Consider the following 24,551-nt stretch of genomic DNA (forward strand, 5'->3'; position numbering starts at 1 on the left):
TGCGCTGCCTACCCGCTAGCAGTCGCTCGTGGTCATGGCGCATCTATTGTTTACCGGGATTTTCCTGGTATGGGCTACGCTCGTCGGGGCCAGTGATATTCGCTATCGGCGCATTCCGAATGCGCTCGTTATTGCGGGTTTGGCCGGTGCATTGACCGGCGCGGCCATCAGTGGAAATCCGTTCGGGGTGACCATGGGTCAGTCAATGATCGGCGCGTTTGTCGGCCTAGTCTGCTTCTCCCTTTTTTTTGCATTACGTGTAATGGGCGCTGCCGACGTCAAGGTATTCGCGGTGCTCGGGGCCTGGTGCGGTGTGCAAGCGTTGCCGTGGTTGTGGCTCATCGCAAGCGTAGCAGCGGCTTTCCATGCGCTGTCGGTAATGGTTTTGTCACGAACTTCAATTTCGGCGCTATGCAAGCGCGATACGCCGGCGATGACGCTTGGGGGCCGCCGAGCGACGCCTTACGCAGCGTTACTCGTGATGCCGGCCGTCGTTTGGCTTCTACATCTTACGCACGTGAGGGGAGTGTGATGGCTCGGTGGACGCAAGCACGCCAGTCGCCCGCATGGCGGCGTCAACGGGGAGCGGCGGCTATCGAGTTCGCGTTTGTATTTCCGTTGTTCTTCCTCATCTTTTACGCGATCGTCACCTTCGGGATGATTTTCATCATCCAGCAAAGCCTGACATTCGCGGCGACCGAAGGTGCGCGTGCCGCGTTGAATTACACGTCCGCGCCGTGTGACCGGCTCCAGGTCAATGCCCGAAATGCCGTGTCGCGAGCGCTGGCCGGCGTGCCGTGGGCGCAGAACGTCGGTTTTGCTGCGCAGGTTTCCACATCGGTGCCGGCGCCCGCTACGACACCCGGCGTCACTTGCAGCGGAACGTTCACTTCGACTTCGACGTCGTCATTCAACGTGATGGTGACGACGAGCTATTCATACGCGGCAAATCCGTTGATCCCGTGGATATTCATTTTCAGTGCGCCGCAGTTGCAGAGTAGCGCGACCGTGCAGGTTCTGCCGAGCATGCTTTGAATTGAATCCCCGTGAACCAGTCATCTCACCGTCGCCACGCTCCAGAACCGATTCCGGCATTCCCATATCAACATGGCCAACAATCTGACAAAAATCGTCGCGGGGTTGCTGATTGCGATCGCTATTCTGCTCGGAATTTACGCGTGGATGCTTGGGCGAAGCACGGCGCACCCCGTCCCTGCACAACAGACCAATACGTCGAGTCCGGTGCCGGTCGTCGTCGCGACGCGTATGCTTCCGGCCGGCCAGCCGATTGGCGCTGATGCATTGAAAGTCCAACCGACCGCCTCGGCGCCAGCAGGTGCATTTGCCGATCCTGCCGCGCTGGTCGGCCGTATTCCTGCGAGGGACGTTCCGGCAGCAGCGCCGGTCTTGTCAGAAGCACTGGTATCGGGGCTTGCCGAGGACATCCAGCCCGGCGAACGTGCGGTCGCGGTTCGCGTCGACGAGACCAACGCCGTTGGCAACCGCTTGCGGCCCGGCAACTTTGTCGACGTATTCGTGAATCTGAAGCGCGAACCGAATAGTGCGATGGTCGACGGCGAGGTATCGCAGACACAAGCTCGGCTGCTGATGTCGAAAGTTCGCGTGCTGTCGTTCGGCGACGCGACGCCCGAACGTGACAGCGGCAACACCGCCAACGGCAGCAATGGACAGCCGAGCAACGCACGCATTGCGGTGCTTGCGGTGCCGACCGCGCAGGTCGACGCGCTGACGCTCGGCGAATCCAGCGGCCGGCTTACGCTCGCGCTGCGCAATCCGCGGGACGATGAACTCGCGACGCAGACCGTGGCCGTGCGCACGGACAACAAACTGTCTCCGTCGGCGCTCGCCGCGGCCGGCGTATCGCTGCAACAGCTGTCCGGCACGCCGAGGACTGCGGTGGCCAACGTGAACGTGCCGCCGCTCCCGTCGCGCCTCGCGCCGCCGGTGCGCTCGGGCGGAAGCGGAAGCGGGGGCAGCATCGAGGTGATTCGTGGCGGCCGGTCCGAAACGGTCTCATATTGAACAGCATCGACGACCATCGACATCGGCGACGACAAGTAACGGCCGCGCGGCGGTCCAACAAACAATGAAAAACACACTGATTGCATTCGCGATTGCGCTCTGGACCCTGACATTCGCCTCCATTGCGAGCGCGGGCGGCACGATCGAACTCGCAGTCGGCGCGCAGCGGCAGCTTTCCGCTGGCCGTGCGCTGCAACGGGTCGCCGTCGGGGATCCGGCGATCGCCGATGTGCTGATCATGAAGGGCAGTCGTTCCGGCTCCGTGCTGCTCACCGCGAAGGCACCCGGTGCAACGAACGTGATGTTGTGGGCGCGCGGTCGCGACGAGCCGACGGTCTGGAGCGTCGAAGTCGTCGATGCGGCTGCGCACGCCGTACTCGACGGTTCGACGCCGCAGGTTAAGGCGTTCGGCGGGACGTCGGTGCTCCAGGGAACGGCGACTTCCCTGGATGCGCACGAACGGGCCGCCGCCGTTGCGAAAAACATGAGCCCCAAGGGCACGGTGATCGATCGCTCGACGCTGGCCGGCAAAAACGTCGTGCAAGTCGACGTGCGGGTGGTGGAATTCAGTCGTTCGGTGCTCAAGCAGGTCGGGTTCAACTTCTTCAAGCAGAGCAACGGCTTCTCGTTCGGCTCGTTCTCGCCGGGCGGCGTGCAGTCATATGGCGGTGGAGGCGGGCCAGGCACCGGAGGGTACGTCCCGACCCTTGGCGCACCGGTTGCATCGGCATTCAACCTGGTGGTGAACGCGGCGGGCCGCGGCATCTTTGCCGACTTGTCGCTGCTCGAGGCGAACAATCTGGCGCGTGTGCTCGCCGAGCCGACGCTCGTTGCGTTGTCCGGTCAGAGCGCGAGCTTTCTTGCCGGCGGGGAGATTCCGGTGCCGTCGCCGCAAGGGCTCGGCTCGACCGCGATTCAGTGGAAGCAGTATGGCGTCGGATTGTCGCTGACGCCGACGGTGCTGAGCCCGAACCGGATCGCGCTGAAGGTCGCGCCGGAGTCGAGCCAGCTCGACTTCGTCAACAGCGTGACGATCAGCGGCGTTGCGGTACCGGGCATTACGACGCGACGCGCAGATACGACGGTCGAACTCGGCGATGGCGAGAGCTTCGTGATCGGCGGCCTGATCGATCGCCAGACCATGTCGAATGTGAGCAAGGTGCCGCTGCTCGGCGACCTGCCGATCATCGGAACGTTCTTCAAGAACCTGAATTACCAGCAGAACGACAAGGAATTGCTGATTATCGTGACGCCGCACCTGGTTGCGCCGATTGCGAAGGGCGCGGTGCTGCCGGCGACGCCCGGCGAGCTGTCCGAGCAGCGCGACGGCCCGGTGTGGCGATCGTATCTGGGCGGGGCGGCGTCGCCGGACGCCGCGCCGGGATTTTCCAAATGAATGTGAAGCATGGCGCGTTGCGATACGTCGCGACGCCTTGCCTAATCGGGGGTGTTCGACATGAACGCACGAACCCAATCATTGTGTGAACCCGCCGTGATCGACTATTTCGTTTGTGCGTCGACAAAGGAAGCACATGTGCGCTGGCTCGCCGAAACATTGGTGTCCGCCGGAGCAGTGGAGGCGGCGTCGCTGGAACCGGCGATGCTCGCGCAGCGCATCACGGGGCTGAATCCGGCGCTGGTCTTTATCGATTTCTCCGATCGCAGCGAGGTGGCGAGCGCCGCGGTTGCCGCGGTGCGCGCAGCGCATCCGGGCCTGCCGATCGTCGCGCTCGGCTCGCTCGCGCAGCCGGAGAGCACGCTGGCCGCGCTGCGTGCGGGCGTGCGCGATTTCATCGACGTGTCCGGTCCCGCCGAGGATGCGCTGCGGACCACGCGCGGAATGCTGTCGCACGTCAGCGAGCCCGCGAGCCGACACGGCAAGGTCGTCGCATTGCTCGGCGCGCGCGCCGGCATGGGAGTCAGCACGCTCGCCGCGAATCTTGCTGTGTGGCTGCAGAAGCGCGCACTCGGGCCGGGGGTGACGCGTAACCCGAACGGCAGCGCGCCGGCCGGCCGGCAGACCGCGCTGATCGACCTCGGGCTGCCCGCCGGAGACGGTGCGTTGTTCCTGAACACGCGCTGCGAATTCCACTTCATCGATGCCGTGCAGAATCTGCGCCGCATCGATCGCACGTTCGTGAACACTGCGTTGACCCGCCATCACAGCGGTGTTGCGTTGACAACGCTGCCGCCGGACCTCGGCGCGTTGCGCGACGTATCGTATGCGTCGTGCATCGGTTTGTTGAACCGGTTTCGCGCGTTCTTCGACCAGCAGGTCGTCGATCTCGGCGGGTTCACGAATCGTGAGTTCGTCACGCAGATCGCCGCATCGGCCGACGAGGCGTGGCTCGTCTGCGACCAAGGTGTCGCATCGATCGTGTCCGCGGCCGACCTGCTGACAGGGCTACGCGATGTCGGTGTCGATACCGATCGCGTCAAACTGGTCGTCAACCAGTACGATCCCGGGCTCGACCTGATGCCCGCGCAGATCGCCGAGCGTCTCGGGCTGTCGCTCGTCGGCACGTTGCCCGCACGCCGCGTCGCGATCGGTCATGCCGCGAACCAGGGAAAACTCATTGTCGATGCGGCCGAGCGCGACCCATACGTGCGCGCACTCGAATCCCTCGCCACGCGGCTGCCCGGCATATCCGGCATGGCGGGCGCGTCGCGGGCCGCGCCCGGCCTGTCCGCGCTCAAGCGTTTCATTCAACCCTCGTCCAAGCGGTCGTAACCGATGGCACACGACATTCAATTCGCCGACGGCGCAGCGCCGTTTTCCCAGACCCAGCAATTCCACGACATCAAGAATGCCGCGCACGAGCACTTGCTGACGCGCATCGAGGAACTGGGGGCCGAATTCGGCCGGTGGTCCCGTCAGGCGATCAACCAGTTCGTCGACCTGGAGATCGACAGCTTCGTGCGCTTGCGCCGTATCCCGCTCAACGAGAACGAGGTGCGTGCCGTTGCGGAGGCGCTCACGAAGGAGCTTGCCGGTTTCGGTCCGATCGAGGATCTGCTCGCGGATCCGGCGGTCGAGGACATCCTGATCAACGGCTACAACGACGTGTACGTGTCACGTCACGGGATCCTGGCAAAGCTGCCGGTGCGCTTCACGGACAACGCACATCTGCTGCGCATCGTGCGGCGGATTCTTGCTCCGATCGGACGCCGTCTCGACGAGTCGAATCCGATGGTCGATGCGCGATTGCCCGACGGCGGCCGCGTGAACGTCGTGATCGAGCCGCTGTCGATCGACGGCCCGATCGTGTCGATCCGGAAATTCCGCAAAGATCCTCTCAAGCCGTCGGACCTGCTCGGCAACGGCACGTACAACGAAGAGATCGGCGCGTTGCTCGAGGCGGCAGTCGAGGCGCGCTGCAACATACTCGTATCCGGCGGCACGAGTTCGGGGAAGACGTCGCTGCTCAACGCGCTGGCGTTCCACATTCCGGAGGCCGAGCGGGTGGTGACGATCGAGGATACGGCCGAACTATCCCTGAACCATCCGCACGTCGTGCGGCTCGAAAGCCGGCCGGGCGGTTTCGACGGCACGGGCGTCGTGACGATTCGCGATCTGCTGCGCAACACGCTACGGATGCGTCCGGACCGTATCATCGTCGGCGAAGTGCGAGGCGGTGAAGTGCTTGAAATGCTGCAGGCGATGAACACGGGCCACGACGGCTCGATGGGGACCGTGCACGCAAGTTCGCCGCGCGAATGTCTGTACCGTCTCGAGATGCTCGCCGGCTTTGCCGGCTTCCAGGGGACCGAGTCGAGCCTGCGTCGCCAGATCGCGAACGCGATCGACTTCATCGTGCAGATCGGACGCCTGTCGAACGGGCGCCGCCGGATTCTTTCGATCACCGAAGTGACCGGCTTGTCCGACAACATCATCGCGACGCAAGAGCTGTATCGGTACGAAGCGCGCGTGACGCCCGAAGGCGAGGAAGTCGATCACTGGGAATCGTTGGGCATCCACCCGCATTCGCCGAAGCTCGCGCGTTTCCGCCAGACGCTGACGAACAGCGGATCGGGTGGCAGCGGGTTCGGCGGCGGCTTTGGCGGTGGCGGGTTCGGCCGCGGCGGGGGCTTCAATGTATAGCGCAATGATCTGGGTGCTCGCGGTCGCGATGCTGTGCGCGGCGTCGGCCCTGATGCTGTGGCGACATGCGGAAACCCGGCGTGTGCGTACCGATGCGAAGCGCTTCATCGACAGCCGGCTCGAACCGGGCGCACGCGCAGCGGTTCCGGCCGCGAAGCCGGCGGCGTCCAATGTGCCGCGTGCCCCATCATCGCCCAACGTGCACAATGCGGCGTCGAACGCGTTGTGGATGCAATGGTACGGGGAGGCCAAGGAGCATCTGACCAACCTCGCGAGTCGTGCCGGGATCGACGGAGCGCCTGCCAAGGCCACCGGCGCGCTTGCCGTGCTCATTGCAATCGCGACGATGGCCGGGAGCCGCGGTGGTGTGCTCGCTGCATTCGCTGCGCTTGTGTGCGGCAGCGCGATTTTCGGCATCTGGCTCACTTCACGCATCCAGCGGCGGCGATTGAAGATTGTCCGCCAGATCCCTTCGTTTCTCGACGGAATTGTGCGTCTGGTGACGCTCGGCAACAGCGTGCCCGCCGCATTTCAGGCTGCGTTGCTGACCACGGAAGAGCCCTTGCGCGGGTGTCTCGATCACGTTTCCCGGATGTTGCGGACCGGCGTGGAGATCGATCGCGCGATGCTTCATATCGCGAAAATTTACCGGACGCAGGAATTCGAGCTTCTTGGATCGGTGCTGCGTTTGTCGGTCAAGTATGGGGGACGTGCAGACGTCATGCTCGATCGCATGGCCGTGTTCATGCGCGACCTGGAGCAGGCCGAGCGTGAACTGGCGGCGATGTCGGCGGAGACGCGACTGTCGGCTTTCGTCCTCGTGATGCTGCCGATCGCGATCGGCAGTTTCGTCGTGATGACCAACCCGAAGTATCTGGAAGGGATGTGGAACGATCCAAGCGGTCGAATGCTTCTCATGTTCGCGTTTCTCGCGCAAGTGACCGGCAGCGTGTGGTTGTATCGAATGGCTAGGCTCAGGTGATGCGATGACGGCTACTCAAATCGGATCGGTTGCCGTGGCACTCGGCGCGCTCGGCGTGCTGTTGCTCGGGATGGTCGCGTTGCTGCGTGCGAGCGCAGCCTCGCGCGCCGAACGCGCACTGGTCGATGCGCTCGATCGGCGCATGGCGGCGCTCGAAGCGGCCAAGGTGCGGGCGACGGCGGACGGCAGTGCAGATACGCAGCCGGCTACGCGTGACCGCCAGCGCTTTGAACGTCTACTGGCTCGTGTGTCGGCGGTCGGCATGCGCTGGCTCGATACCGGTTTCGGCAAACACATTGTCGCGGAAGAAGATCGCCGCCTTCTTGAGCAGTGCGGCTACATCGACACCCGCACCCGCGGACTGTTCCTGAGTGCGCGGATCGCGTGCGGAATCAGTCTGCCGGTTATCTTCGCGATTTTCGCCAGCGGGCGAATGAGGGGCGGATACTGGACGATCGGGATGTTCGCTGCATTCGCGCTCGGCTTCATGCTGCCGAAGATTTTCTTGCGGCGCCGCGCGTCGGCGCGTCGCCAAAGCGTGGTCGATGAACTTCCGCTGTTCGTCGACATGCTGCGCCTGTTGCAAGGAGTCGGACTATCGCTGGATCAAAGCTTGCAGGTCGTAACCAACGATTTTCGGGGGATGATGCCCGTGCTGTCGTCGGAGGTCGGGATCGCGCAGCGCCAATTTGCAGCGGGCCGCACGCGAGATCAGTCGATGCAAAGGTTGTCCGGCGGATTCGATAACGAGGATTTGCGCGCGATTGTCCGCTTGATGGTTCAGGTCGACAAGCACGGCGGCGCGGTGCAGGAGCCGCTCAAGCAGTTCGGCGACAGGCTGCGCGAGACGCGCCGCGCGATGCTTCGCGAACGCATCGGTCGACTGACGGTGAAGATGACGGGAGTCATGATCCTGACGCTGTTGCCGGCGCTGCTGATCGTGACCGCGGGGCCCGGATTTCTGGCGGTGATGCATGCGCTGTCGGCGCATCATTGATAGATGGAAGGAATGACGATGAAGCGGATCGGCAGAGCGGCAACGCACGCAGGTATGGCAACGGCAGTGCTGCTGCTTGGCGCTTGCGCGACCAAGGAAAGCGGATACGGTGTCGGTGCGCAAACCGAACGCGCGGCACTGATCCAGGCGGCTGACCAGAAGCAGGCCGTGCCGGACACACCGGCGATGTATCTCGGCTTGATCCAGCGGATGCAGGCCCAAGGTCTCTATTACGCGTCACTTGCCCACATCGACGCTTATGACAAGGCATACGGCATTTCACCAGATACGATCCTGCTTCGCGCGGACGCGCTGCGCATGACAGATCAGCCGGCTGCGAGCGCGGCCGCCTACACGCAGTTGCTGAAGACGCCGCTCGCCGCTCGCGGGTATCGTGGACTCGGATTGCTCGCCGGCGCGGCCGGGGATTTCGATCAGGCGGTACGTGCTCTGACACAGGCGTCGGAGCTTGCGCCGACGGACGCGTCGTTGCTGTCCGATCTCGCCTATGCGAAATTGCGTAACGGCGACGTGGTGGGCGCACGGGTGCCCTTGATGAAGGCGGCCGAACTGGACCAGCGCAATCCGAAGATCGTCAGCAACCTTGCTTTGTATTTGCTTGCCGCCGGGCGCACACAAGACGCGCAGCGGCTGATGAATCAGCAGCGACTACCTGCGGATATCCGCCGGGACATCGCGAGCGATGCCGCGAAGGTCGCAGCCGCGGCGCGTGCGCAGCAACGCGCGGTCGCGATGCCGCCGGTGGTGTCGCGGCACGTGCCGAATGCGCCCATTACGCCAATGGCAAACAATTTCGGTTATGACCAGACCGTGCCGCTGCTGCAGCGATTTGCACAATGAACAAGGATGCGGGGATCGACATGAACAACAAACATTATCGAAACGCGCGTGCGAGCTGCATCGTGATTCTCGCCGCGATCATGACGATGACGATGGGCACCGCAGTCGCGCAGGAACAATCGGAAACGACGCCAGGCGCCTCCGATGTCGACCGTTCGACGAAAGAGTGGCTCTCGATCCAACGAGAAAACCGTGCTGCGGCCCCGGCACAACCGCTGCTCGGCGACGTCGCGTCGCTGGTCTACCAGCGCTATCTTGATTCGTTCAAGAACAAGATTCCGGTGTCGATGAGCACGCAGCTCGGCAGTTCGTCGAACGGGATGTCGGGCAGCGGGCAGAGTGCGCAGTAGGCGAGATGACGATGCGCGCAGATCAAGCACATGAGTCTTTGCGGCACGGCGCTCGCTGGTTCGGCAAGCGGCGCCAACGTGGCTCTATTGCAGTCATGGCAGCGATCTGGGTCATGGTCGCGATCGTGGTGCTCGGCGTGGTCGACGTTGCGAATCTGTATTGGCAGAAGCGCGATCTGCAAAGGGTCGCGGACTTGGCCGCGTTGGCGGCAGTGCAGCCGATGACGACCGATCCGACCGGTTGCCTGACCGATGCCCGGAACAACGTAACGACGAGTGCGACCATCAACGACAAGGGTTACGCGTTCACGCTGATAAGCGCCACGGCGGCGGCAAGTCCTACTGCGGGAAACGACCAGATTGCCGTCAGTTGCGGGAGGTGGGATGCGTCGACTGCTTACGTGACGCCCGCGTCGGCCGTGGCGAATGCGGCCCAGGTGACGGCGTATCGGCAGGTGAACTACTTCTTCCTGGGGCTGCTCAACCAGTTGAGCGGACGGCGGGCGATCATCTCCGCGACGGCGACCGCACGTGCAGCCGCGATCGATACATTTAGCGTGGGTTCGACGCTTGCGAACCTGAATAGCTCTTCGTCGGCGATACTCGATCCGTTGTTGACCGGGTTGCTCGGTGCCTCGACCAATGTCAACGTGGGCTTGGCCAATTACCAGGCGTTGGCCGCGGCAAACGTGACGCTCGGTCAATTGGCGAACGTCGCGACCCAACTCGGCACGGCAGGCATGTCCAATCCAGCCAGCGTCGGGAAGTTGCTTGGCCTCAGTCTGTCCGTATCGGATATCCTGAACCTTGCCGCTACGGCGGTGGGCAGCAATACCACGGTCGGCGCGGTGCTCACGGTGCTGAAGAACAGCGTCGGTGCCAACGTCAATGCGAACAAGATCGCTTTGGGAAGCCTCCTGCAGTACTCGGGCAGTAATCCGGAGGCGGCGGCGAACGCCAGCATCAACGTGCTTCAGTTGTTGCTGACCACAGCACAGATCGGCGCGTACAACAGCGCGCTGACGCTGTCGGTTGGACAGGCCAATTGCCCCGGCAGTGCATTCTGTCCGCTTATTTCGGCGGTGTCGTCACTGGTCCGAGTCAATAGCCTGCAATTGCAGGTGCTCGCGCCGCCGTCGATCGGAATCGGCGAAGCCGGACAGGTAAACGGCATCTGGCGCACGCAGGCGTCGCAGGCCGAGATCGGGCTTTACGTCGATGTGCAGGCGCTGTCGGATCCGAAACCGCTGGGCTTGTCTGGTCTATTGACGCTTCAAGTGACGGGGCCGCATTTGCCCCTGTATATCATCCTTGGCGGCCCCGGCCGGGCATGGCTAGCCAACACGAGTTGCCAAACGACGCCTGCATCGAGCACCGCGACGTTCGGTGCATTGCCGGGCGTGGCGATGATTTGCGCCGGACAAAATACCGGGGGAAGTTTGAACCTCAATTCACCGAGTTGCTCGTCCGCGTCGGGCACGATTCCCGTAGCGAAAATATCCGGTGGCGGGCTGCTCGGCAATTTTTCGCTCCTGCAAGTGGTTTTATCCGTGTCGAACCCGGTAGCTTACGTCGGGAGCAGCACCAGTGCGCCCGTCTACAGCGGCCCGCCGTTGCCGTCGACCCCGGGGGCGCTCAATGCCAATCTGTCGTTGGCCGGGACCGGCACGCTTTATCCGAACAATTCACAATACTCGTTCTGCAATACGACGCCGAGCAATGGCGCGTGTTCGTCGTCTGCATGGTCTCCGGGACCCAACTGGAGCACGTCGTCGAGCGCGACCAACTCGCTCAACGTGCAACTGACCAATCTATTGAATCTCCAGTCGTTCAAGCTCGACATTCTCGGGCTGGATCTGTCGATTCTCACCGTGATTCTTCAGCCACTGACGGACCAGCTCATCCCGTTGCTGCTCGGGCTCGTCAATCCGTTGCTCAATACGCTGGTGACGCCATTGCTGGCGGCACTAGGATTGCAAATCGGCCAATTAACCGTGATTCAACACGGCCTGACTTGCAACGCCCCGCAAATCGTTCATTGAAAGCATCAACAATGAGAACCCCCCCCGCAATCGCAGAACTCGACCTGTACGTCTGGGAAGGCAAGGCGGACATCGTCGACCGCGTTGCCCGCTGCATGGCGAGCTTCGACGTCGAAGTGATCCGCGCCGACAACGCGGAGATCTCGCCCGAGCGCGCCGCGTTGCGGCCGTCGCTCGCGATCATCAGCGTGACGATGATCGAAACCGGCGCGGCGTTCCTGCGCGACTGGCAGGCGAACATCGGCATGCCGGTCGTATGGGTCGGTGCGGCACGCGACCACGACGCATCGCAGTATCCGCCCGACTATTCACACATCCTGCCGCTCGACTTCACGTGCGCCGAGCTGCGCGGGATGGTCGGCAAGCTCGTCACGCAGTTGCGCGCGCACGCCGCCGAAACGCTGCAGCCGTCCGAACTCGTCGCGCACTCCGAATCGATGCAGGCGCTGCTGCGCGAAGTCGACACGTTCGCCGACTGCGATACCAACGTGCTGCTGCACGGCGAAACCGGCGTCGGCAAGGAGCGCATCGCGCAACTGCTGCACGAAAAGCATTCGCGCTACCGGCACGGCGAATTCGTGCCGGTCAACTGCGGCGCGATTCCGGACGGTCTGTTCGAATCGCTGTTCTTCGGTCACGCGAAAGGCTCGTTTACCGGTGCGGTTGTTGCGCATAAAGGCTATTTCGAACAGGCGGCCGGCGGCACGCTGTTCCTCGACGAAGTGGGCGACCTGCCGCTATACCAGCAGGTGAAGCTGTTGCGCGTGCTCGAGGACGGCGCGGTGCTGCGGGTTGGCGCGACGACGCCGATCAAGGTCGATTTCCGTCTCGTCGCGGCGAGCAACAAGAAACTGCCGCAACTCGTGAAGGACGGCCTGTTCCGCGCGGATCTTTACTATCGCCTCGCGGTGATCGAGCTCAACATTCCGTCGCTGGAGGAACGCGGCGCGGTCGACAAGATCGCGCTGTTCAAGTCGTTCGTCGCAGAAGTGGTGGGCGAGGAGCGGCTCGCACAACTGTCCGATCTGCCTTACTGGCTCGCGGACGCGGTCGCGGACAGCTATTTCCCCGGCAACGTGCGCGAGTTGCGCAATCTGGCGGAGCGCGTCGGCGTGACGGTGCGGCAGACCGGCGGTTGGGACGCCGCGCGACTCCAGCGGCTGGTCGCGCACGCACGCAATTCGGCGCAGCCGGTGCCGGCGGAGAGCGCGGCGGAAGTGTTCGTCGACCGCAGCAAGTGGGACATGAACGAGCGCAGTCGCGTGATCGCCGCGCTCGACGCGAACGGTTGGCGTCGCCAGGACACGGCGCAACAGCTCGGCATCAGCCGCAAGGTGTTGTGGGAAAAGATGCGCAAGTATCAGATCTTCGACGAAGAGCCCGAGGCCCGCGAAAGCGAGTAATTAATGAGATAAAATCGCGTGCAATTACAACGACACGGGCGGGGAATAAGCATTCATGAGCCATATGACGAGGTTGGGGCGGGCATGTCTTTTGTTCGCCATGATGGGAGGCATGCAGGGCGCGTACGCGCAGGGATTGGCGGGCGACGCGGCGCAGGCGGTGCAGCAGGCGTCGGCGCCGGTGGCGGCGATCCCGGCGATCGATCAGCAGGCGCAGCCGTCGGTGCAGCCGCAGGCCGGCGAGACGACGGGGCCCAGCACGGTCGACGAACTGCAACGGCAGATCCAGGCGCATTCGCTGACGGAAATGCGCACCAGCTATAACGGCAGCTACGGCGCGAGCCTGTTGTTCAACGTCAAGGACGGTGCGTACTTCGTTGCGCTGTTCCAGCAGAAGGCGTTCTGGCGGGTGATCAAGACGCACGACGATGCGCGCGCAGAAGCGATCTACCGCGATTTTTCGCATCAGGCCGAGCGGTTGGCGGTAAACGAGCTGCGTGCGGCGAAACTGGAAGCGCAGAAGGCGCAAATGGACCGGCAGATCCAGGTCACGCAAGACCGCGCGCGCCGCCTGCAAGCGGACATTTCGATCGCTCGCGAACAGCAGGCGGCGGTGGCCGATCGCCAGAAGAGCGTACGCAACGAAACGGCGGCGCTGCAGGCGCAACAGGCGCAACTTCAGTCGCAATTGCGCGCATTGCAGCAGCAGGTGCGTTCGCTGCAGCGCGAGGCTGACGCGGGTTTGCCGTCGAGGGCGCACTGAGCGCGATCATGGTCCGGCGGTGCGGCGACATGCCGCGCCGCCCCACGAGAAAAAAGGGCAAGCCGGTTGGCTTGCCCTTTCGTTTTACTGGCCGTCCGGCACGATGCGCCGGCGGCGGGTGACGATAACCGGGCCATTGCCGCTGCGCGAGTCCGACGGCGCGTTGCCCGATGCATCGCCGGCATCGCGAGGCGCACCGTAGCTTTCACGCGGTTCGCGCGGCGCGCTGTAACCCTCGCGCGGTTCGCGCGGGCCATAGCCTTCGCGCGGTTCACGCGAGCCGTATCCTTCACGCGGCTCGCGCGAGCCGTAGCCGCCGTCGCCGCGCGGCTCGCGGGAGCCGCCGTGCGAGCCGTACGGGCTATGGCCGCCGCCTTCGCGGCCGCCCGGCCGGCCGCCGGTACGCGGGCCGCGGGGGCCGCCGCCCGGGCGCGAGCCGCCGGTGTCGAGCTGGATCGTCGAAATTGCACGCTTGTAGATGCCTTGCAGACCCACGGGGGTGCGCAGCATCACCAGATACTGGTCGAACGACTCGATGCAACCCGTCAGACGAATGCCGTTGACGAGATAGATTTCAACGCGCTTACGTTCCTTGCGCGCCGCATTGATGAAGTCGTTTTGCGGATGGGATTCTGCGGGATTGGCCATTGAGGTGCGGCAGGAGCCTGCGTCAGAGAATATGTTGTGCGTGTGTGTGGCGTGGTCGCCCACCGGGTGTTTGGCGGGATTTTACCCTGTTCGTTCCGCCAGCGCGCGGTCGCGATTGTGTCGAACCGTAACCCACTATAGACGTTCCCGCGCGTTTTCGCGATTCGGTCGAATGGCTATGCCGTTCGTTACGTCGCGTTACGACTCTCGCACCGGCGTAGCACCTGCGCGCGCCGGCCGGGATTACATTCGTCGCGCGTGCCGGGCAGGCCGGCGGGAAATGGGGAACCGAAACATGAACAACAGGGGATGGGCGGTGTGGATCGGGAGCGCGGCATTGCTCGCGTCCGGCACTGCAATGGCGCAGGTGGATCTTTCGGTCGGCATCGGCGTGCCGGTTGCACCCGTCTATGTCGAACCGGCGCCAGTCTATGTGGCGCCGCAGCCGGCGGTGGTCGCCTATCCGGGTTACGGATATGGCTACTACGGTGACGATGACGACCGCGACCGGAAATGGCGCAAGCACTATTACAAGCACTGGCGCAAGCATCACGACGATGACGACGATTGAGCGCGGCATGCGTCGTCGCGGTGACGGTCAGAACGCGTAATCCGGGTTTTTCGGATCGAATGCGGATTCGTCGAGCGTCACCGGGGCGATCTTCTCGATGACGATCCGCTCGAAAATCCGGCCGTCGTTGTCATACGATTCGACGGTCCGGAAGTAGGGCGCGTGCAGATCGAGCCCGAGGATTTCCTTCTTTGCATAGAACTGCGTGCGTCCGGTCGGTGTCTCGTACGTCAGTGCGACCACGCGCACGCCGCCGATCGTTTTCGCTTCCACTTGCGTCGGCCGCTGCACGCCGGCTTCCTGGTATTTCTTTCCCTCGCTCAGGTACAAGTTTGCGATGAACTCGGTGCCGAGATCCTTTACCTGGTGATTCGACTGCGCACGCGCGAGCGCCCCGTCGAGCGCGGTCCACAACGGAATCTTGCCGAGCAGCCCGCCGAGGTGGCCGTACATCTCGTCCTTGCGCTGTGTCGCGTCGTAGATCGTTTCCTGTCCTGCATGCGCGCCGCCTGGCAGCCATTTCGCATAGATGCGCAGCGGCTCGCGGGTGGTCTTCACGAGCATGCGGTCGGGCGTGTCCGACCATTTCCCGCTGATGCGCTCCTGGCGCACCATGGTGAACTGGTACGACGGATAGCCGTTCGGCCCGTTGCGGATGTAGAGCGGCACCGCGAGCGGGTCGAGCGCCTTGAAGAATGCCGTGAGCGTCGCATCGTCGAGTTGCGCGAGCGTGCCGCGTTGCGCGGCCATATGCAGCCAGCGCGCCTGCTGCGCGACCGGCTCGCGCGTTACCTTCGCCAGCTCCGCCGGCAGCACGGCCTCTTGTGCCGCACCGGCGGTGTCGGCCGATTCCTGCGCATGCAGGCTCGGCTGCACGAGGAGCAGCATGGCTGCGATCGCAGCGGCGGCAACGGCCGCAGCGCGGCGCTTCTTTCGTTCGTTCATCGATAGTGTCTCGGAACGGTGGGGCGATCAACCTTGCTTCGCCGCGTTGATCTTCGCGAGCTCCTCGTCGCGCAGCGCACGGCGCAGGATCTTGCCGACGTTCGTCTGCGGCAGCGCGTCGCGGAACTCGACGAACTTCGGCATCTTGTAGCCGGTGAGGTTCTTGCGGCAGTGCGCGAGCACGTCGTCGACCGTAAGCGAGGGGTCGCGGCGCACGACGAACACCTTGATCCGTTCCCCCTGCACGTCGTCGGGGATGCCGATCGCAGCCGCTTCGCTGATGCCCGGATGCATGACCAGCACTTCCTCGATCTCGTTCGGATATACGTTGAAGCCCGACACGAGGATCATGTCCTTCTTGCGGTCGATGAGCCTGATGAAGCCGCGCTCGTCCATCACACCGATGTCGCCGGTGCCGAGCCAGCCGTCGGCGTCGATCACTTTCGCGGTCTCGTCGGGCCGCTGCCAGTAGCCGCGCATCACTTGCGGCCCGCGCACGCACAGCTCGCCCGGCTCGCCGATGCCTGCCCAGCTGCCGTCCTCGCGGCGAAAGCGCACCATCGTCGACGGCGCGGGCAGGCCGATCGAGCCGCTGAACGCGGCCATGTCGTTCAGGTCGACCGGGTTCATCGTGACGATCGGCGAGCATTCGGTAAGCCCGTAACCCTCGACGACCGGTCGCCCGGTAACCTGTTGGAAGCGCTCCGCGACCGCGCGCTGCATCGCCATGCCGCCCGCCATCGCGAGCTTCAGCTTCGAGAAGTCGCGCTTGCGGAATTCCTCGTTGTCGAGGAATGCGTTGTACAGCGTGTTGATGCCGGTGATTCCGGTAAACGTTTCGTGGCGAATGATCTTCATCACCATCGTCATGTCGCGCGGGTTCGCGATCAGGATGTTGCGTCCGCCGAGACCCATGAAGATGAACGCGTTCACGGTCAGCGAATAGATGTGGTAGAGCGGCAGCGGCGTCAATACGGTTTCGACGTCGCCCGATACCTGGTCGGCGATCCATGCCTTCGCCTGCAGCAGGTTGGCGATCAGGTTGCCGTGCGTGAGCATCGCGCCTTTCGCGACGCCGGTCGTGCCGCCCGTATATTGCAGGAACGCGAGATCGTCGCGCGCGGCTTGCACCGGTTGCGGCTTGCCGCGCGCGCCGAGCGCGAGTGCCGAGCGCAGCCGGACCGCCTGTGGCAGGTTGTAGGCCGGCACGAGCTTCTTCACGTGTTTCAGCACGAAATTGATCAGGCGTCCTTTCGCGTTGAAGCCGTCGGCGAGGAGATCGCCGAGCGCGGTGACGACGATGTTCTTCACTTGCGTTTCAGGCAACGCATCCTGCAGCGTGCGTGCGAAGTTCTCGAACACGACGATCGTTTGCGCGCCGCTGTCTTTCAGCTGATGAGCGAGTTCGCGCGCGGTGTAGAGCGGATTCACATTGACCACGATTGCGCCGGCCTTGAGCGTGCCGAACAGTGCGACCGGGTACTGGAACGTGTTCGGCAGCATGATCGCGACGCGGTCGCCTGGCTTGACGCCGATGCTTTGCAGATACGATGCGAACGCGTCGACTTTCTGCGCGAGCGTGCGGTACGTCATCGACGCGCCGGCGCTTACGTAGGCGACGCGGTCCGCGAAGCGGGCCGTGCATTCGTCGAAGAACTGCACGAGTGATTCGTACTGTGTGACGTCGATCTCGTGCGGCACGCCGGGCGGGTACGATGCGTACCAGATGCCGTCGGTGTTTGGCGGGAGCTGGGTTGCTGCGGTTGCTGCGAATGAGGACATGACGTGTCTCCGTGTCGACGAGAGTTGGCGCTTCAGCGCCTTACTCTCGTCCCATGCTTCGCGGTCGGCGAGAGCTGGCGCTTCAGCGCCTTACTCTCGTCCCATGCTTCGCGGTCGGCGAGAGTCGGCGCTTCGGCGCATTATTCCCGCCTATACTTCGCGGTTGTTGAGCATCAGCGCTTCAGCGCTCGCTCCTGCGGTGTTTTCCATCGCCGAGAGCCATACGGACCTTCACCGCATCGCATTTGTCCGGCCCGCGCCGGCGCGTGCGCCCCGACCCAAGCCGGCTCCATCGTGATACCCCGTCTGCGCGACCAGACGCGCTCAACTCGCCGAATGCATCGGCGCCGTATCGGCGGCCGCCGTGCTCGACGGCAGTCCGAACGCTTCGCTCGCGCCCGCATCGTCGAGCACGGCCGCGAAGATCGACAACTGCGCGCTGTCAGGCATCGGCGCCTTCAGCGCGGCGACGATCAGCGACGACAGCCGCGCGATCATTTGCACGTCGTTCATCGTCCGGCCCTGCGAGAATTCGTCGATCAGGCTTTCGGTTTCTGCACCGGCCAGCGCGCCTGACAGCGCGCCGATCGCGAAGTGCAGCCGCCAGCCGAGTTCGGTGCGTGGCAGATGCGGGAGCGCGCGCTGGAACGCATCGAAGAAGCGCCCCGCGACGCTCGCATAGTGCGCGGTCAGGAAGTTGCGCACGAACGGCGACGGGTCGGTGTACGCACGGCCGATCAGCCGCAGGAACGCGGGGCCGCCGCGATCGGGATCGCGCGATGCCTTGAGCGCCGGAATGAACATTGCACCGAGCACGTGTTCGCAGGTGATGTGCGCACCGAGCTGCGCATCGAAGCGATCGAGGATGCCGAGGCGTTCCTGGTTGAGCTGATCGAGCCGACGCGACAGCATCGCGTGAATCAGCGCTTCCTTGCTGCCGAAGTGGTAGTTGACCGCGGCGAGGTTGACTGCCGCACGCGACGTGATCTGCCGCATCGACATCGCTTCGAAGCCATGCTCGATGAACAGGTCCTCGGCGGCATCGAGAATGCGCGCCTTCGTTCCGCCGACCTGCCGATTGCCGGATGACCGCGTCCCGGACGGCCGTCCCGCAGACGGTCGCCCCTCCTGACTTACTGCCATGTCCCGCCTCCCAACGCCGGTCGCCCGGGCGCGAACAGGTGATTTGATTATCTGATTCAAACAGCCGTTTTCATTAAGATAAAAAAACGCGGGCGGCGCGGGCAAGCAGGGAATCTCGAAAAATTCCTCTAGTTCAATGTGCGACTGCGGCAATCGTCGCGTGCGATCGCGCGGCGACGCGGCCCGCGCGATGATGCATTGCGCAAATGCGCGGGCTCAACCGGCAGTAGTACGCGTATTGACCGATTGCGTCATATCAATCCCGCGGCGTTCCCGGCTGAACAGGATCAGCACCGCGATCACGACGGCGACGATGCCGGCGACGAGCGCGAGCGCAAACCCGTAGTTGTTGCCTTGCGAAACCGCGAGCGAAGCCTGCATTGTCGCGTTGCCCGATGCGAGCAGATTGCCGAGTTGATAGACGACACCGGGGAACGTCGCGCGAATTTCATCCGGCGAGATTTCGTTCAGGTGGACGGGGATCACGCCCCACGCGCCCTGCACGGAGATCTGCATCAGAAACGCGCCGGCGGCGAGCGCGAGCGCGCCGCTCGCGAACGCCCACAGCGGCAGCACCGGCAGCGCGATCAGCGCGGCGATGAAAATCGCGCGACGTCGGCCGATGCGCTCGGAAATCGCGCCGAACGACAGCCCGCCGACGATCGCGCCGATGTTCAGCACGATCGTGATCCACGACACGGTGTGCGGATCGAAGTGATGCTGTTCGCGCAGGAAGGTCGGGTAGAGATCCTGCGTGCCGTGCGAGAAGAAGTTGAACGCGGTCATCAGCACGATCGCGTAGATCGTGAGCTTCCAGTTCTGCTGCAACGTTGCGGCGAGACCCGGCCGTGCACGCTTTTCCATCTGCTTCCACGCGGGCGATTCGGGCACGTGCGCGCGCACGTACAGCACGAGCAGCGCGGGCAGCACGCCGATCATGAACATCCCGCGCCAGCCGATGTACTGGTAGAGGAGGCCGAACACGATGGACGCGAGCAGGTAACCGCTCGGATAGCCGGCCTGCAGCAATCCCGACACGATGCCGCGCGCATGGGTCGGCACGGTTTCCATCGTCAGTGCGGAGCCGACGCCCCATTCGCCGCCCATCGCGATCCCGAACAGTGCGCGCAGTACCAGCAGCGCGGTCAGACTCGGCGCGAAGCCGGACGCGAGCTCGAGCAGCGAATAACACGCGATGTTGACCATCAGCGTCGGGCGGCGACCGAAGCGGTCAGCGAGCCGGCCGAAGATCAGCGCGCCGATCGGGCGCATTGCGAGCGTCAGCGTGAGTGCGAACGCGACCGCGGGGATCGTCGACGCGAATTCGGCGGCAATGTCCTTCAGCACGAACACCATCAGGAAAAAGTCGAATGCGTCGAGCGTCCACCCGAGGTAGGCGGCGATCGTGACGTTGCGTTGTTCGCGGGTCCAGCTCATGTCCGGGTCTCCTCGTTGGCTTGCGCGTTCACGTATCGCACGCGGGTGCCGGCCAGGCTCGCGCGCGGTGCAGGGGCATGGATGGAGTGTAGGCGGCCGAGCCGCGCGTTGCGGGGCGCGACACGGAGAATCGGGAATAATCCCTACGAAACGCGCTGTTGCGAAAGCGGGAGCGCGGCCGTGCCAGACAAGCGACAGCCATCTGTATCATTCAGGAAGGCTTGTTGTATCCGTTATGTAATGCGCGATGCGCGCCTTCCCCGCATCAGGAGCCCCGATGAACGAACCTTCCGTCGCCACGTTGCCCGTCCTCGAGACCGAGCGGTTGTGGCTGCGGCAGCGCGTGCTGGACGATCTCGACGCGTGCATCGAGATGGATCGCGATCCGGAAGTCACGCGGCACATCGCAGGGCCATGGCACGACCCGGTCGAGCACCGCCGCTTCGTCACGCACCGCATCACACGCGAGTATCCGCCCGGCCTCGGCTACTGGTCGATCTTCGAGAAGGCCGCGCCCGAAGCGTTCATCGGCTGGATCCTGCTGATTCCCGATTATGCGAACGGCGCGCGCGACGTCGAGATCGGCTGGCGGCTCGTGCGTGCGGCTTGGGGGCGCGGCATCGCGAGCGAGGCCGCCGCGGCCGTCGTGCGTCACGCGTTCGACACCGTGCGGCTGCCGCGCATGATCGCCGACATTGCCGAGGCGAACACGGGCTCGCTGAACGTCGCGCGCAAGCTCGGGATGCGCCGCGTGGGTGTCGTGCAGGACGGGATTCCGTACATTCGCCATCGCCTCGAACGCGACGACCTGCGCACGTGACACGGCAATGTGACGCTGCAACGTGGTGCGGCCGGGTGTCAGGGATCGTCAAACGCGCGCGCATCGGTCTCGCGACGTATTAACGGCGCGCGAGATCAGGAGTATCGTTGCCGGAAATTCGAAACATGGGGTACGACCGTGGCACTCGGCAACGACGTTCATCTGATTCCCGTCCGGCTCGACGCACTGCGTCCGACGCAAATGACGGTCGGCTATCGTGAAGTGAAAGCGAAGCGCAAACACTGGAAGACACTCGGCAAGCGTGCGCGCAAGGCCGCGATCGAATCGCACTGGTTTCCGGCCGTCCTCGGCCCGGGCGGGCTGCACTACATCACCGATCATCACCATCTCGGCCTCGCGCTGATCGAGGAAGGGGAGTCGAGCGTGAACGCGATGCTGCTGAAGGATCTATCCTGGCTCGACGACACGATCTTCTGGCGGATGATGGAACACAACCAGTGGGTGCATCCGTTCGGCGTGGACGGCTCGCGCCGCGACTACGCGCAATTGCCGAAGTCGCTGACGGGGCTCGCGGACGACCCGTATCGCAGTCTCGCGGGCGAACTGCGCACCGCCGGCGGCTATGCGAAGGACGCGACGCCGTTCAGCGAATTCCTGTGGGCCGATTACCTGCGCCAGCACGTGACGCTCGACCAGATCCGCAAGAACTTCTCGAAGGCGCTCGACGTCGCGCTAAGCCGCGCACACGACCAGGACGCGCGCTATCTGCCCGGGTGGTCGGGCGTGATCGCCGTGAAGCCCTGACACGGGCTCGTCGGCTTCTACGTCATGACAACAGCACCGACCCGACCGGATGCCGGCCCGCAGCATCCCGAGCATTTCGCTGCACTCGATGCGGCCCCGCCGCCGCCTGCGCGGCGCATTGGCCTCGATGCGCTGGCCGGCCTGTCGATCGCCGGGCTGCTGATTCCCGAGGCGGTCGCGTATGCCGGCCTCGCAAACCTGCCGCCGCAGGCCGGCCTCATCGCGCTGCTCTCGGGGCTCGTCGTCTATGCGCTGACCGGCAGCAGCCGCTTCGCGATCGTGGCGTCGACGTCGTCGTCGGCAGCGGTGCTCGCGGCGACCGTGCTGGCCGAATCCGGAATGGCGCTGGCCGCGCAGCTCGCACTGGCCGCCGCGCTCGTTGCGATGACGGGCGTGCTGTTCATCCTCGCGGGCGCCGCGCGGCTCGGCGGCATGTCGGACTTCGTCGCGCGTCCGGTCCTGCGCGGCTTCACGTTCGGATTGGCGCTGACGATCGTCATCAAGCAGTTGCCAAAGATTCTCGCGATTTCCGTGCATCACGGCGACGCGCCGCATGTCGCACTCGAACTCGTCACCGGTGCGCCGCAGGCGAATCTCGCGAGCGTCGCGCTCGGCGCGACCGCGCTCGCGCTGCTGTTCGTGCTCGGACGGCGCTCGCGCGTCCCGGCGACACTTGTCGTGATCGTGCTGTCGATCGCGGCCAGCTATCTGCTCGACTGGCAGCACTACGGGATCGCGATCGTCGGACACATCGACTTCCGGCACCTTGACTTCGGGCTGCCGCAGCTCGATCGCAACGCCTGGATGCAGACGGTCGAGCTCGCGTTCGCGCTGATGCTGATCCTGTATGCGGAGTCGTACGGATCGATTCGCAACTTCGCGCTCAAGCACGGCGACAGCGTGTCGGCGAATCGCGACCTGGTTGCGCTCGGCTGCGCGAACCTCGTATCGGGGTTGCTGCACGGGATGCCGGTCGGAGCAGGCTACTCGGCGACGTCCGCGAACGAGGCGGCCGGCGCGCAATCGCGTTTCGCCGGCCTGTGGGCGGCCGGCGTAGTTGCGTTGATCGTGTGGCTGCTGCTGCCGCAGCTCGCGCGCACGCCTGAGCCGGTGCTCGCGGCGATCGTGATTTTCGCGGTCAGCCATTCGCTGCATCCGTCGGTGTTCCGGCCGTACTGGGCGTGGCATCGCGACCGGCTCGTGGTGATTGCCGCACTGCTTGCGGTGCTCGTGCTCGGCGTGTTGCACGGGCTGCTCGCAGCGATCGGCGTGAGTCTCTTGCTGACGCTGCGCAAGCTTTCGGAGCCGAACGTGAGCGTGCTGGGCCGGCTGCGCGACGGGCACGATTTCGTCGACGTCGCGAATCACGCCGATGCGAAGACGATCCCCGGCGTGCTCATTGTGCGGCCGGAGGCGCAGTTGTTCTTCGCGAACGCGGACCGGATGCTCAATCGCGTGCGCGGGCTGCTGAAAGCCGCGCCGGACACGCATACCGTGATGCTGAGCCTGGAGGAAACGCCGGACGTCGACGGTACGACGATCGAGTCGCTGCGCACGTTCGCGGCCGAATGCGCGGCGCGCGGACTGCAGTTCGCGATCGTGCGGCTCAAGGAGCACGCGCTGCATGCGCTGCGTCGTGCGGCAGACGCTACGCTGCGCGACGATGCGATGTCGGAACTGAGTGTCGACGAGAGCCTGCAATTGCTGCTGGCGCGCGGCAGCGCCGGAGCCGGCGACGCGCGGGGCGCGTGACGACGGGTCGCACATCCGCTGCCCGGGACGTCGAAGTGCGGCGCGTTGCGGTTCAGTGCCGCTCGGCGCCGCCTAGTAAGACACAGCCGTATCGGCCGGCTCGCCGCGTGCGCGACGGGCGATGACGTCCGCTACCTCGTCGGCAGTCGGCGCATACGCGCCCGCATGCGCACAGGCGACCGACGCGCACGCGGCCGCGTAGCGCAAATGATCGGCGTCCGTGGCGTCGGGATGCGCGAGCTGGCTCGCGAGCCAGCCGCCGATGCTGGCGTCGCCGCAGCCGACGGTGTCGGCGACTTCGGTCGCGAACGCCGGCTGGAACAACGCGGTGTCGCGATGCAGCAGCTGCATGCCGGTCGCGCCGCGCGTGACCAGCACGGCCGCATCGGGCGCCCACTCGCGCAATTGCGCGAGCGCGGCCGCTTCGTCGAGTTCGGGAAACAGCCCGCGCAGATCTTCATCCGAGACCTTGATCCAGTCGGCGAGACCGGCGAGCCGGCGCAGCGTATGGCGATACGACGGCGCGGCCATCGGTGCGCGATAGTTCGGATCGAACGAGATTCGCTTGCCGGCCGCGCGCGCGGTCTGGGCGGCTTCGATCAGGCGCGACGCGAGCGGTTCGCGCACGACGCCGAGCGAACCTACATGCACGACTTCCGCTGCATCGAGCGCGCCGTTCGGCAGATCGGCCGGATCGAATGCGAGGTCGGCGCTGTTCTCGCCGATGAAGAAATACTCGGGCGGTTGTTTCGACACGACCATCGCGAGCAGCGGCGCGCGATCGACCTGACGGATGAAGCGCAGGTCGAGTCCGGCATCGGCGCTCCTGCGCATCAGTTCGTCGCCGAAGATGTCGCGGCTGACCGTGCCGGCGAAGGCAGTCGGCACACCAAGCCGTGCGCCGACGCGCGCGACGTTCCAGCACGAGCCGCCGGCGATGCTGCGCCAGTGCTGCGCGTCGTCGCGGATGAAGTCGGTCAGCGCTTCGCCGAATACGATCAGGCGGGGGAACGTCGTCGTCATGTCGAAACCTTGTGCCGCGCGTGTCGCGCGGCAGTGCAGCGGTTGAGATGAACGGCCGGGCAGGGCGGCCGGGCGCCGCGTGACGCGACGGGGCCCGGTGCGGCGCCGGCCGGGATCGCCGT

General features: G+C 64.6%; 23 protein-coding genes. 17 read left to right on the forward strand and 6 right to left on the reverse strand.

All coding sequences use genetic code 11. From position 1 onward, the window contains the following. Positions 1 to 34: 34 nt before the first annotated feature. The 13 genes from WK25_RS07500 to WK25_RS07560 all read left to right on the forward strand — a co-directional run bounded on the left by WK25_RS07500 (position 35) and on the right by WK25_RS07560 (position 13,543). Complete coding sequence (locus tag WK25_RS07500) at positions 35 to 532, forward strand: A24 family peptidase (RefSeq protein ID WP_069241340.1); 498 nt, start codon at positions 35 to 37, stop codon at positions 530 to 532. Further along, on the forward strand, positions 532 to 1,035 hold the full coding sequence (locus WK25_RS07505) for a TadE/TadG family type IV pilus assembly protein (protein WP_040144067.1): 504 nt from the start codon (positions 532 to 534) through the stop codon (positions 1,033 to 1,035). Before WK25_RS07500 ends, WK25_RS07505 begins: the two co-directional genes overlap by 1 nt. A 72-nt stretch (positions 1,036 to 1,107) precedes the next feature. Next, entirely contained in the window at positions 1,108 to 2,043 is a 936-nt protein-coding gene (cpaB, locus tag WK25_RS07510) for a Flp pilus assembly protein CpaB (RefSeq protein WP_040144068.1), read from the forward strand. A 64-nt stretch (positions 2,044 to 2,107) separates the two neighbouring features. Continuing rightward, entirely contained in the window at positions 2,108 to 3,439 is a 1,332-nt protein-coding gene (locus tag WK25_RS07515; RefSeq protein ID WP_069241341.1) for a type II and III secretion system protein family protein, read from the forward strand. A 60-nt stretch (positions 3,440 to 3,499) separates the two neighbouring features. Further along, entirely contained in the window at positions 3,500 to 4,774 is a 1,275-nt protein-coding gene (locus tag WK25_RS07520) for a fimbrial protein (protein WP_040144933.1), read from the forward strand. A 3-nt stretch (positions 4,775 to 4,777) separates the two neighbouring features. Then, a complete protein-coding gene (locus WK25_RS07525) occupies positions 4,778 to 6,145 on the forward strand; it encodes a CpaF family protein (RefSeq protein ID WP_040144070.1) in 1,368 nt (455 codons plus the stop codon). After that, positions 6,138 to 7,127, forward strand: coding sequence for a type II secretion system F family protein (locus tag WK25_RS07530; protein WP_069241342.1), 990 nt, complete (start codon positions 6,138 to 6,140; stop codon positions 7,125 to 7,127). The genes WK25_RS07525 and WK25_RS07530 overlap by 8 nt, the downstream gene beginning before the upstream one ends. 4 nt (positions 7,128 to 7,131) lie before the next feature. Continuing rightward, positions 7,132 to 8,124, forward strand: a complete 993-nt coding sequence (locus WK25_RS07535; protein WP_069241343.1) for a type II secretion system F family protein — start codon at positions 7,132 to 7,134, stop codon at positions 8,122 to 8,124. 18 nt (positions 8,125 to 8,142) lie between these two features. Beyond that, complete coding sequence (locus WK25_RS07540; protein WP_069241949.1) at positions 8,143 to 8,985, forward strand: tetratricopeptide repeat protein; 843 nt, start codon at positions 8,143 to 8,145, stop codon at positions 8,983 to 8,985. Positions 8,986 to 9,005: 20 nt separating this feature from the next. Continuing rightward, positions 9,006 to 9,335, forward strand: coding sequence for a DUF3613 domain-containing protein (locus tag WK25_RS07545; RefSeq protein ID WP_069241950.1), 330 nt, complete (start codon positions 9,006 to 9,008; stop codon positions 9,333 to 9,335). An 11-nt stretch (positions 9,336 to 9,346) separates the two neighbouring features. Then, positions 9,347 to 11,377 carry a pilus assembly protein TadG-related protein gene (locus WK25_RS07550; RefSeq protein WP_167432642.1) on the forward strand — a complete coding sequence of 677 codons (2,031 nt, stop codon included), beginning with the start codon at positions 9,347 to 9,349 and terminating at the stop codon, positions 11,375 to 11,377. A gap of 11 nt (positions 11,378 to 11,388) precedes the next feature. Then, positions 11,389 to 12,780 (forward strand): sigma 54-interacting transcriptional regulator, encoded by a 1,392-nt coding sequence (locus WK25_RS07555; RefSeq protein ID WP_040144074.1) that lies wholly within the window; start codon positions 11,389 to 11,391, stop codon positions 12,778 to 12,780. Between the two features lie 55 nt (positions 12,781 to 12,835). Next, positions 12,836 to 13,543: a DUF2968 domain-containing protein gene (locus WK25_RS07560; RefSeq protein ID WP_059544241.1), complete on the forward strand. Its 708-nt coding sequence runs from the start codon at positions 12,836 to 12,838 to the stop codon at positions 13,541 to 13,543. 84 nt (positions 13,544 to 13,627) lie between these two features. Here the strand turns inward: WK25_RS07560 and hfq are convergent, their stop codons facing one another. Beyond that, on the reverse strand, positions 13,628 to 14,191 hold the full coding sequence (gene hfq, locus WK25_RS07565) for an RNA chaperone Hfq (RefSeq protein ID WP_069241345.1): 564 nt from the start codon (positions 14,189 to 14,191) through the stop codon (positions 13,628 to 13,630). Positions 14,192 to 14,486: 295 nt separating this feature from the next. Here hfq and WK25_RS07570 point away from each other — a divergent pair, with 295 nt between their 5' ends. Next, the gene (locus WK25_RS07570; protein WP_069241951.1) at positions 14,487 to 14,762 is read left to right on the forward strand and encodes a PXPV repeat protein; all 276 of its coding nucleotides are present in this window, start codon (positions 14,487 to 14,489) and stop codon (positions 14,760 to 14,762) included. Positions 14,763 to 14,789: 27 nt separating this feature from the next. Here the strand turns inward: WK25_RS07570 and WK25_RS07575 are convergent, their stop codons facing one another. The 4 genes from WK25_RS07575 to WK25_RS07590 all read right to left on the reverse strand — a co-directional run bounded on the left by WK25_RS07575 (position 14,790) and on the right by WK25_RS07590 (position 20,069). Further along, positions 14,790 to 15,707 carry a DUF1571 domain-containing protein gene (locus WK25_RS07575; RefSeq protein ID WP_069241346.1) on the reverse strand — a complete coding sequence of 306 codons (918 nt, stop codon included), beginning with the start codon at positions 15,705 to 15,707 and terminating at the stop codon, positions 14,790 to 14,792. Between the two features lie 27 nt (positions 15,708 to 15,734). Beyond that, positions 15,735 to 17,489 (reverse strand): AMP-binding protein, encoded by a 1,755-nt coding sequence (locus tag WK25_RS07580; RefSeq protein WP_040144078.1) that lies wholly within the window; start codon positions 17,487 to 17,489, stop codon positions 15,735 to 15,737. A 324-nt stretch (positions 17,490 to 17,813) separates the two neighbouring features. Beyond that, positions 17,814 to 18,632, reverse strand: coding sequence for a TetR/AcrR family transcriptional regulator (locus WK25_RS07585; RefSeq protein ID WP_069241347.1), 819 nt, complete (start codon positions 18,630 to 18,632; stop codon positions 17,814 to 17,816). Between the two features lie 216 nt (positions 18,633 to 18,848). After that, positions 18,849 to 20,069: an MFS transporter gene (locus WK25_RS07590; RefSeq protein WP_069241348.1), complete on the reverse strand. Its 1,221-nt coding sequence runs from the start codon at positions 20,067 to 20,069 to the stop codon at positions 18,849 to 18,851. Between the two features lie 277 nt (positions 20,070 to 20,346). On the opposite strand from WK25_RS07590, the gene WK25_RS07595 reads away from it, so the two are divergent. The 3 genes from WK25_RS07595 (at position 20,347) to WK25_RS07605 (ending at position 23,406) form a co-directional block, all read left to right on the forward strand. Next, positions 20,347 to 20,889 carry a GNAT family N-acetyltransferase gene (locus WK25_RS07595; RefSeq protein WP_040144081.1) on the forward strand — a complete coding sequence of 181 codons (543 nt, stop codon included), beginning with the start codon at positions 20,347 to 20,349 and terminating at the stop codon, positions 20,887 to 20,889. Between the two features lie 138 nt (positions 20,890 to 21,027). Beyond that, the gene (locus tag WK25_RS07600; protein WP_040144082.1) at positions 21,028 to 21,654 is read left to right on the forward strand and encodes a ParB-like protein; all 627 of its coding nucleotides are present in this window, start codon (positions 21,028 to 21,030) and stop codon (positions 21,652 to 21,654) included. Positions 21,655 to 21,678: 24 nt separating this feature from the next. Further along, the gene (locus WK25_RS07605; RefSeq protein WP_069241349.1) at positions 21,679 to 23,406 is read left to right on the forward strand and encodes a SulP family inorganic anion transporter; all 1,728 of its coding nucleotides are present in this window, start codon (positions 21,679 to 21,681) and stop codon (positions 23,404 to 23,406) included. A gap of 72 nt (positions 23,407 to 23,478) precedes the next feature. Here WK25_RS07605 and WK25_RS07610 read toward each other — a convergent pair whose 3' ends face one another. After that, positions 23,479 to 24,429, reverse strand: coding sequence for a carbohydrate kinase family protein (locus WK25_RS07610; RefSeq protein ID WP_059544233.1), 951 nt, complete (start codon positions 24,427 to 24,429; stop codon positions 23,479 to 23,481). Between the last annotated feature and the right edge of the window lie 122 nt (positions 24,430 to 24,551).

The sequence above is a fragment of the Burkholderia latens genome (assembly GCF_001718795.1).
Lineage (GTDB): Bacteria > Pseudomonadota > Gammaproteobacteria > Burkholderiales > Burkholderiaceae > Burkholderia > Burkholderia latens_A.

Excerpts from the sequence above, each read along its gene's own strand:
- WK25_RS07550 (WP_167432642.1), top strand. The coding sequence starts at position 9,347 with ATGCGCGCAGATCAAGCACATGAGTCTTTGCGGCACGGCGCTCGCTGG.
- WK25_RS07525 (WP_040144070.1), top strand. The coding sequence starts at position 4,778 with ATGGCACACGACATTCAATTCGCCGACGGCGCAGCGCCGTTTTCCCAG.
- WK25_RS07545 (WP_069241950.1), top strand. The coding sequence starts at position 9,006 with ATGAACAACAAACATTATCGAAACGCGCGTGCGAGCTGCATCGTGATT.
- WK25_RS07560 (WP_059544241.1), top strand. The coding sequence starts at position 12,836 with ATGAGCCATATGACGAGGTTGGGGCGGGCATGTCTTTTGTTCGCCATG.
- WK25_RS07520 (WP_040144933.1), top strand. The coding sequence starts at position 3,500 with ATGAACGCACGAACCCAATCATTGTGTGAACCCGCCGTGATCGACTAT.
- WK25_RS07535 (WP_069241343.1), top strand. The coding sequence starts at position 7,132 with ATGACGGCTACTCAAATCGGATCGGTTGCCGTGGCACTCGGCGCGCTC.
- hfq (WP_069241345.1), bottom strand. The coding sequence starts at position 14,191 with ATGGCCAATCCCGCAGAATCCCATCCGCAAAACGACTTCATCAATGCG.
- WK25_RS07505 (WP_040144067.1), top strand. The coding sequence starts at position 532 with ATGGCTCGGTGGACGCAAGCACGCCAGTCGCCCGCATGGCGGCGTCAA.
- WK25_RS07530 (WP_069241342.1), top strand. The coding sequence starts at position 6,138 with ATGTATAGCGCAATGATCTGGGTGCTCGCGGTCGCGATGCTGTGCGCG.
- WK25_RS07595 (WP_040144081.1), top strand. The coding sequence starts at position 20,347 with ATGAACGAACCTTCCGTCGCCACGTTGCCCGTCCTCGAGACCGAGCGG.
- WK25_RS07590 (WP_069241348.1), bottom strand. The coding sequence starts at position 20,069 with ATGAGCTGGACCCGCGAACAACGCAACGTCACGATCGCCGCCTACCTC.
- WK25_RS07610 (WP_059544233.1), bottom strand. The coding sequence starts at position 24,429 with ATGACGACGACGTTCCCCCGCCTGATCGTATTCGGCGAAGCGCTGACC.
- WK25_RS07580 (WP_040144078.1), bottom strand. The coding sequence starts at position 17,489 with ATGTCCTCATTCGCAGCAACCGCAGCAACCCAGCTCCCGCCAAACACC.
- WK25_RS07555 (WP_040144074.1), top strand. The coding sequence starts at position 11,389 with ATGAGAACCCCCCCCGCAATCGCAGAACTCGACCTGTACGTCTGGGAA.
- WK25_RS07575 (WP_069241346.1), bottom strand. The coding sequence starts at position 15,707 with ATGAACGAACGAAAGAAGCGCCGCGCTGCGGCCGTTGCCGCCGCTGCG.
- WK25_RS07585 (WP_069241347.1), bottom strand. The coding sequence starts at position 18,632 with ATGGCAGTAAGTCAGGAGGGGCGACCGTCTGCGGGACGGCCGTCCGGG.
- cpaB (WP_040144068.1), top strand. The coding sequence starts at position 1,108 with ATGGCCAACAATCTGACAAAAATCGTCGCGGGGTTGCTGATTGCGATC.
- WK25_RS07540 (WP_069241949.1), top strand. The coding sequence starts at position 8,143 with ATGAAGCGGATCGGCAGAGCGGCAACGCACGCAGGTATGGCAACGGCA.
- WK25_RS07605 (WP_069241349.1), top strand. The coding sequence starts at position 21,679 with ATGACAACAGCACCGACCCGACCGGATGCCGGCCCGCAGCATCCCGAG.
- WK25_RS07570 (WP_069241951.1), top strand. The coding sequence starts at position 14,487 with ATGAACAACAGGGGATGGGCGGTGTGGATCGGGAGCGCGGCATTGCTC.
- WK25_RS07500 (WP_069241340.1), top strand. The coding sequence starts at position 35 with ATGGCGCATCTATTGTTTACCGGGATTTTCCTGGTATGGGCTACGCTC.
- WK25_RS07515 (WP_069241341.1), top strand. The coding sequence starts at position 2,108 with ATGAAAAACACACTGATTGCATTCGCGATTGCGCTCTGGACCCTGACA.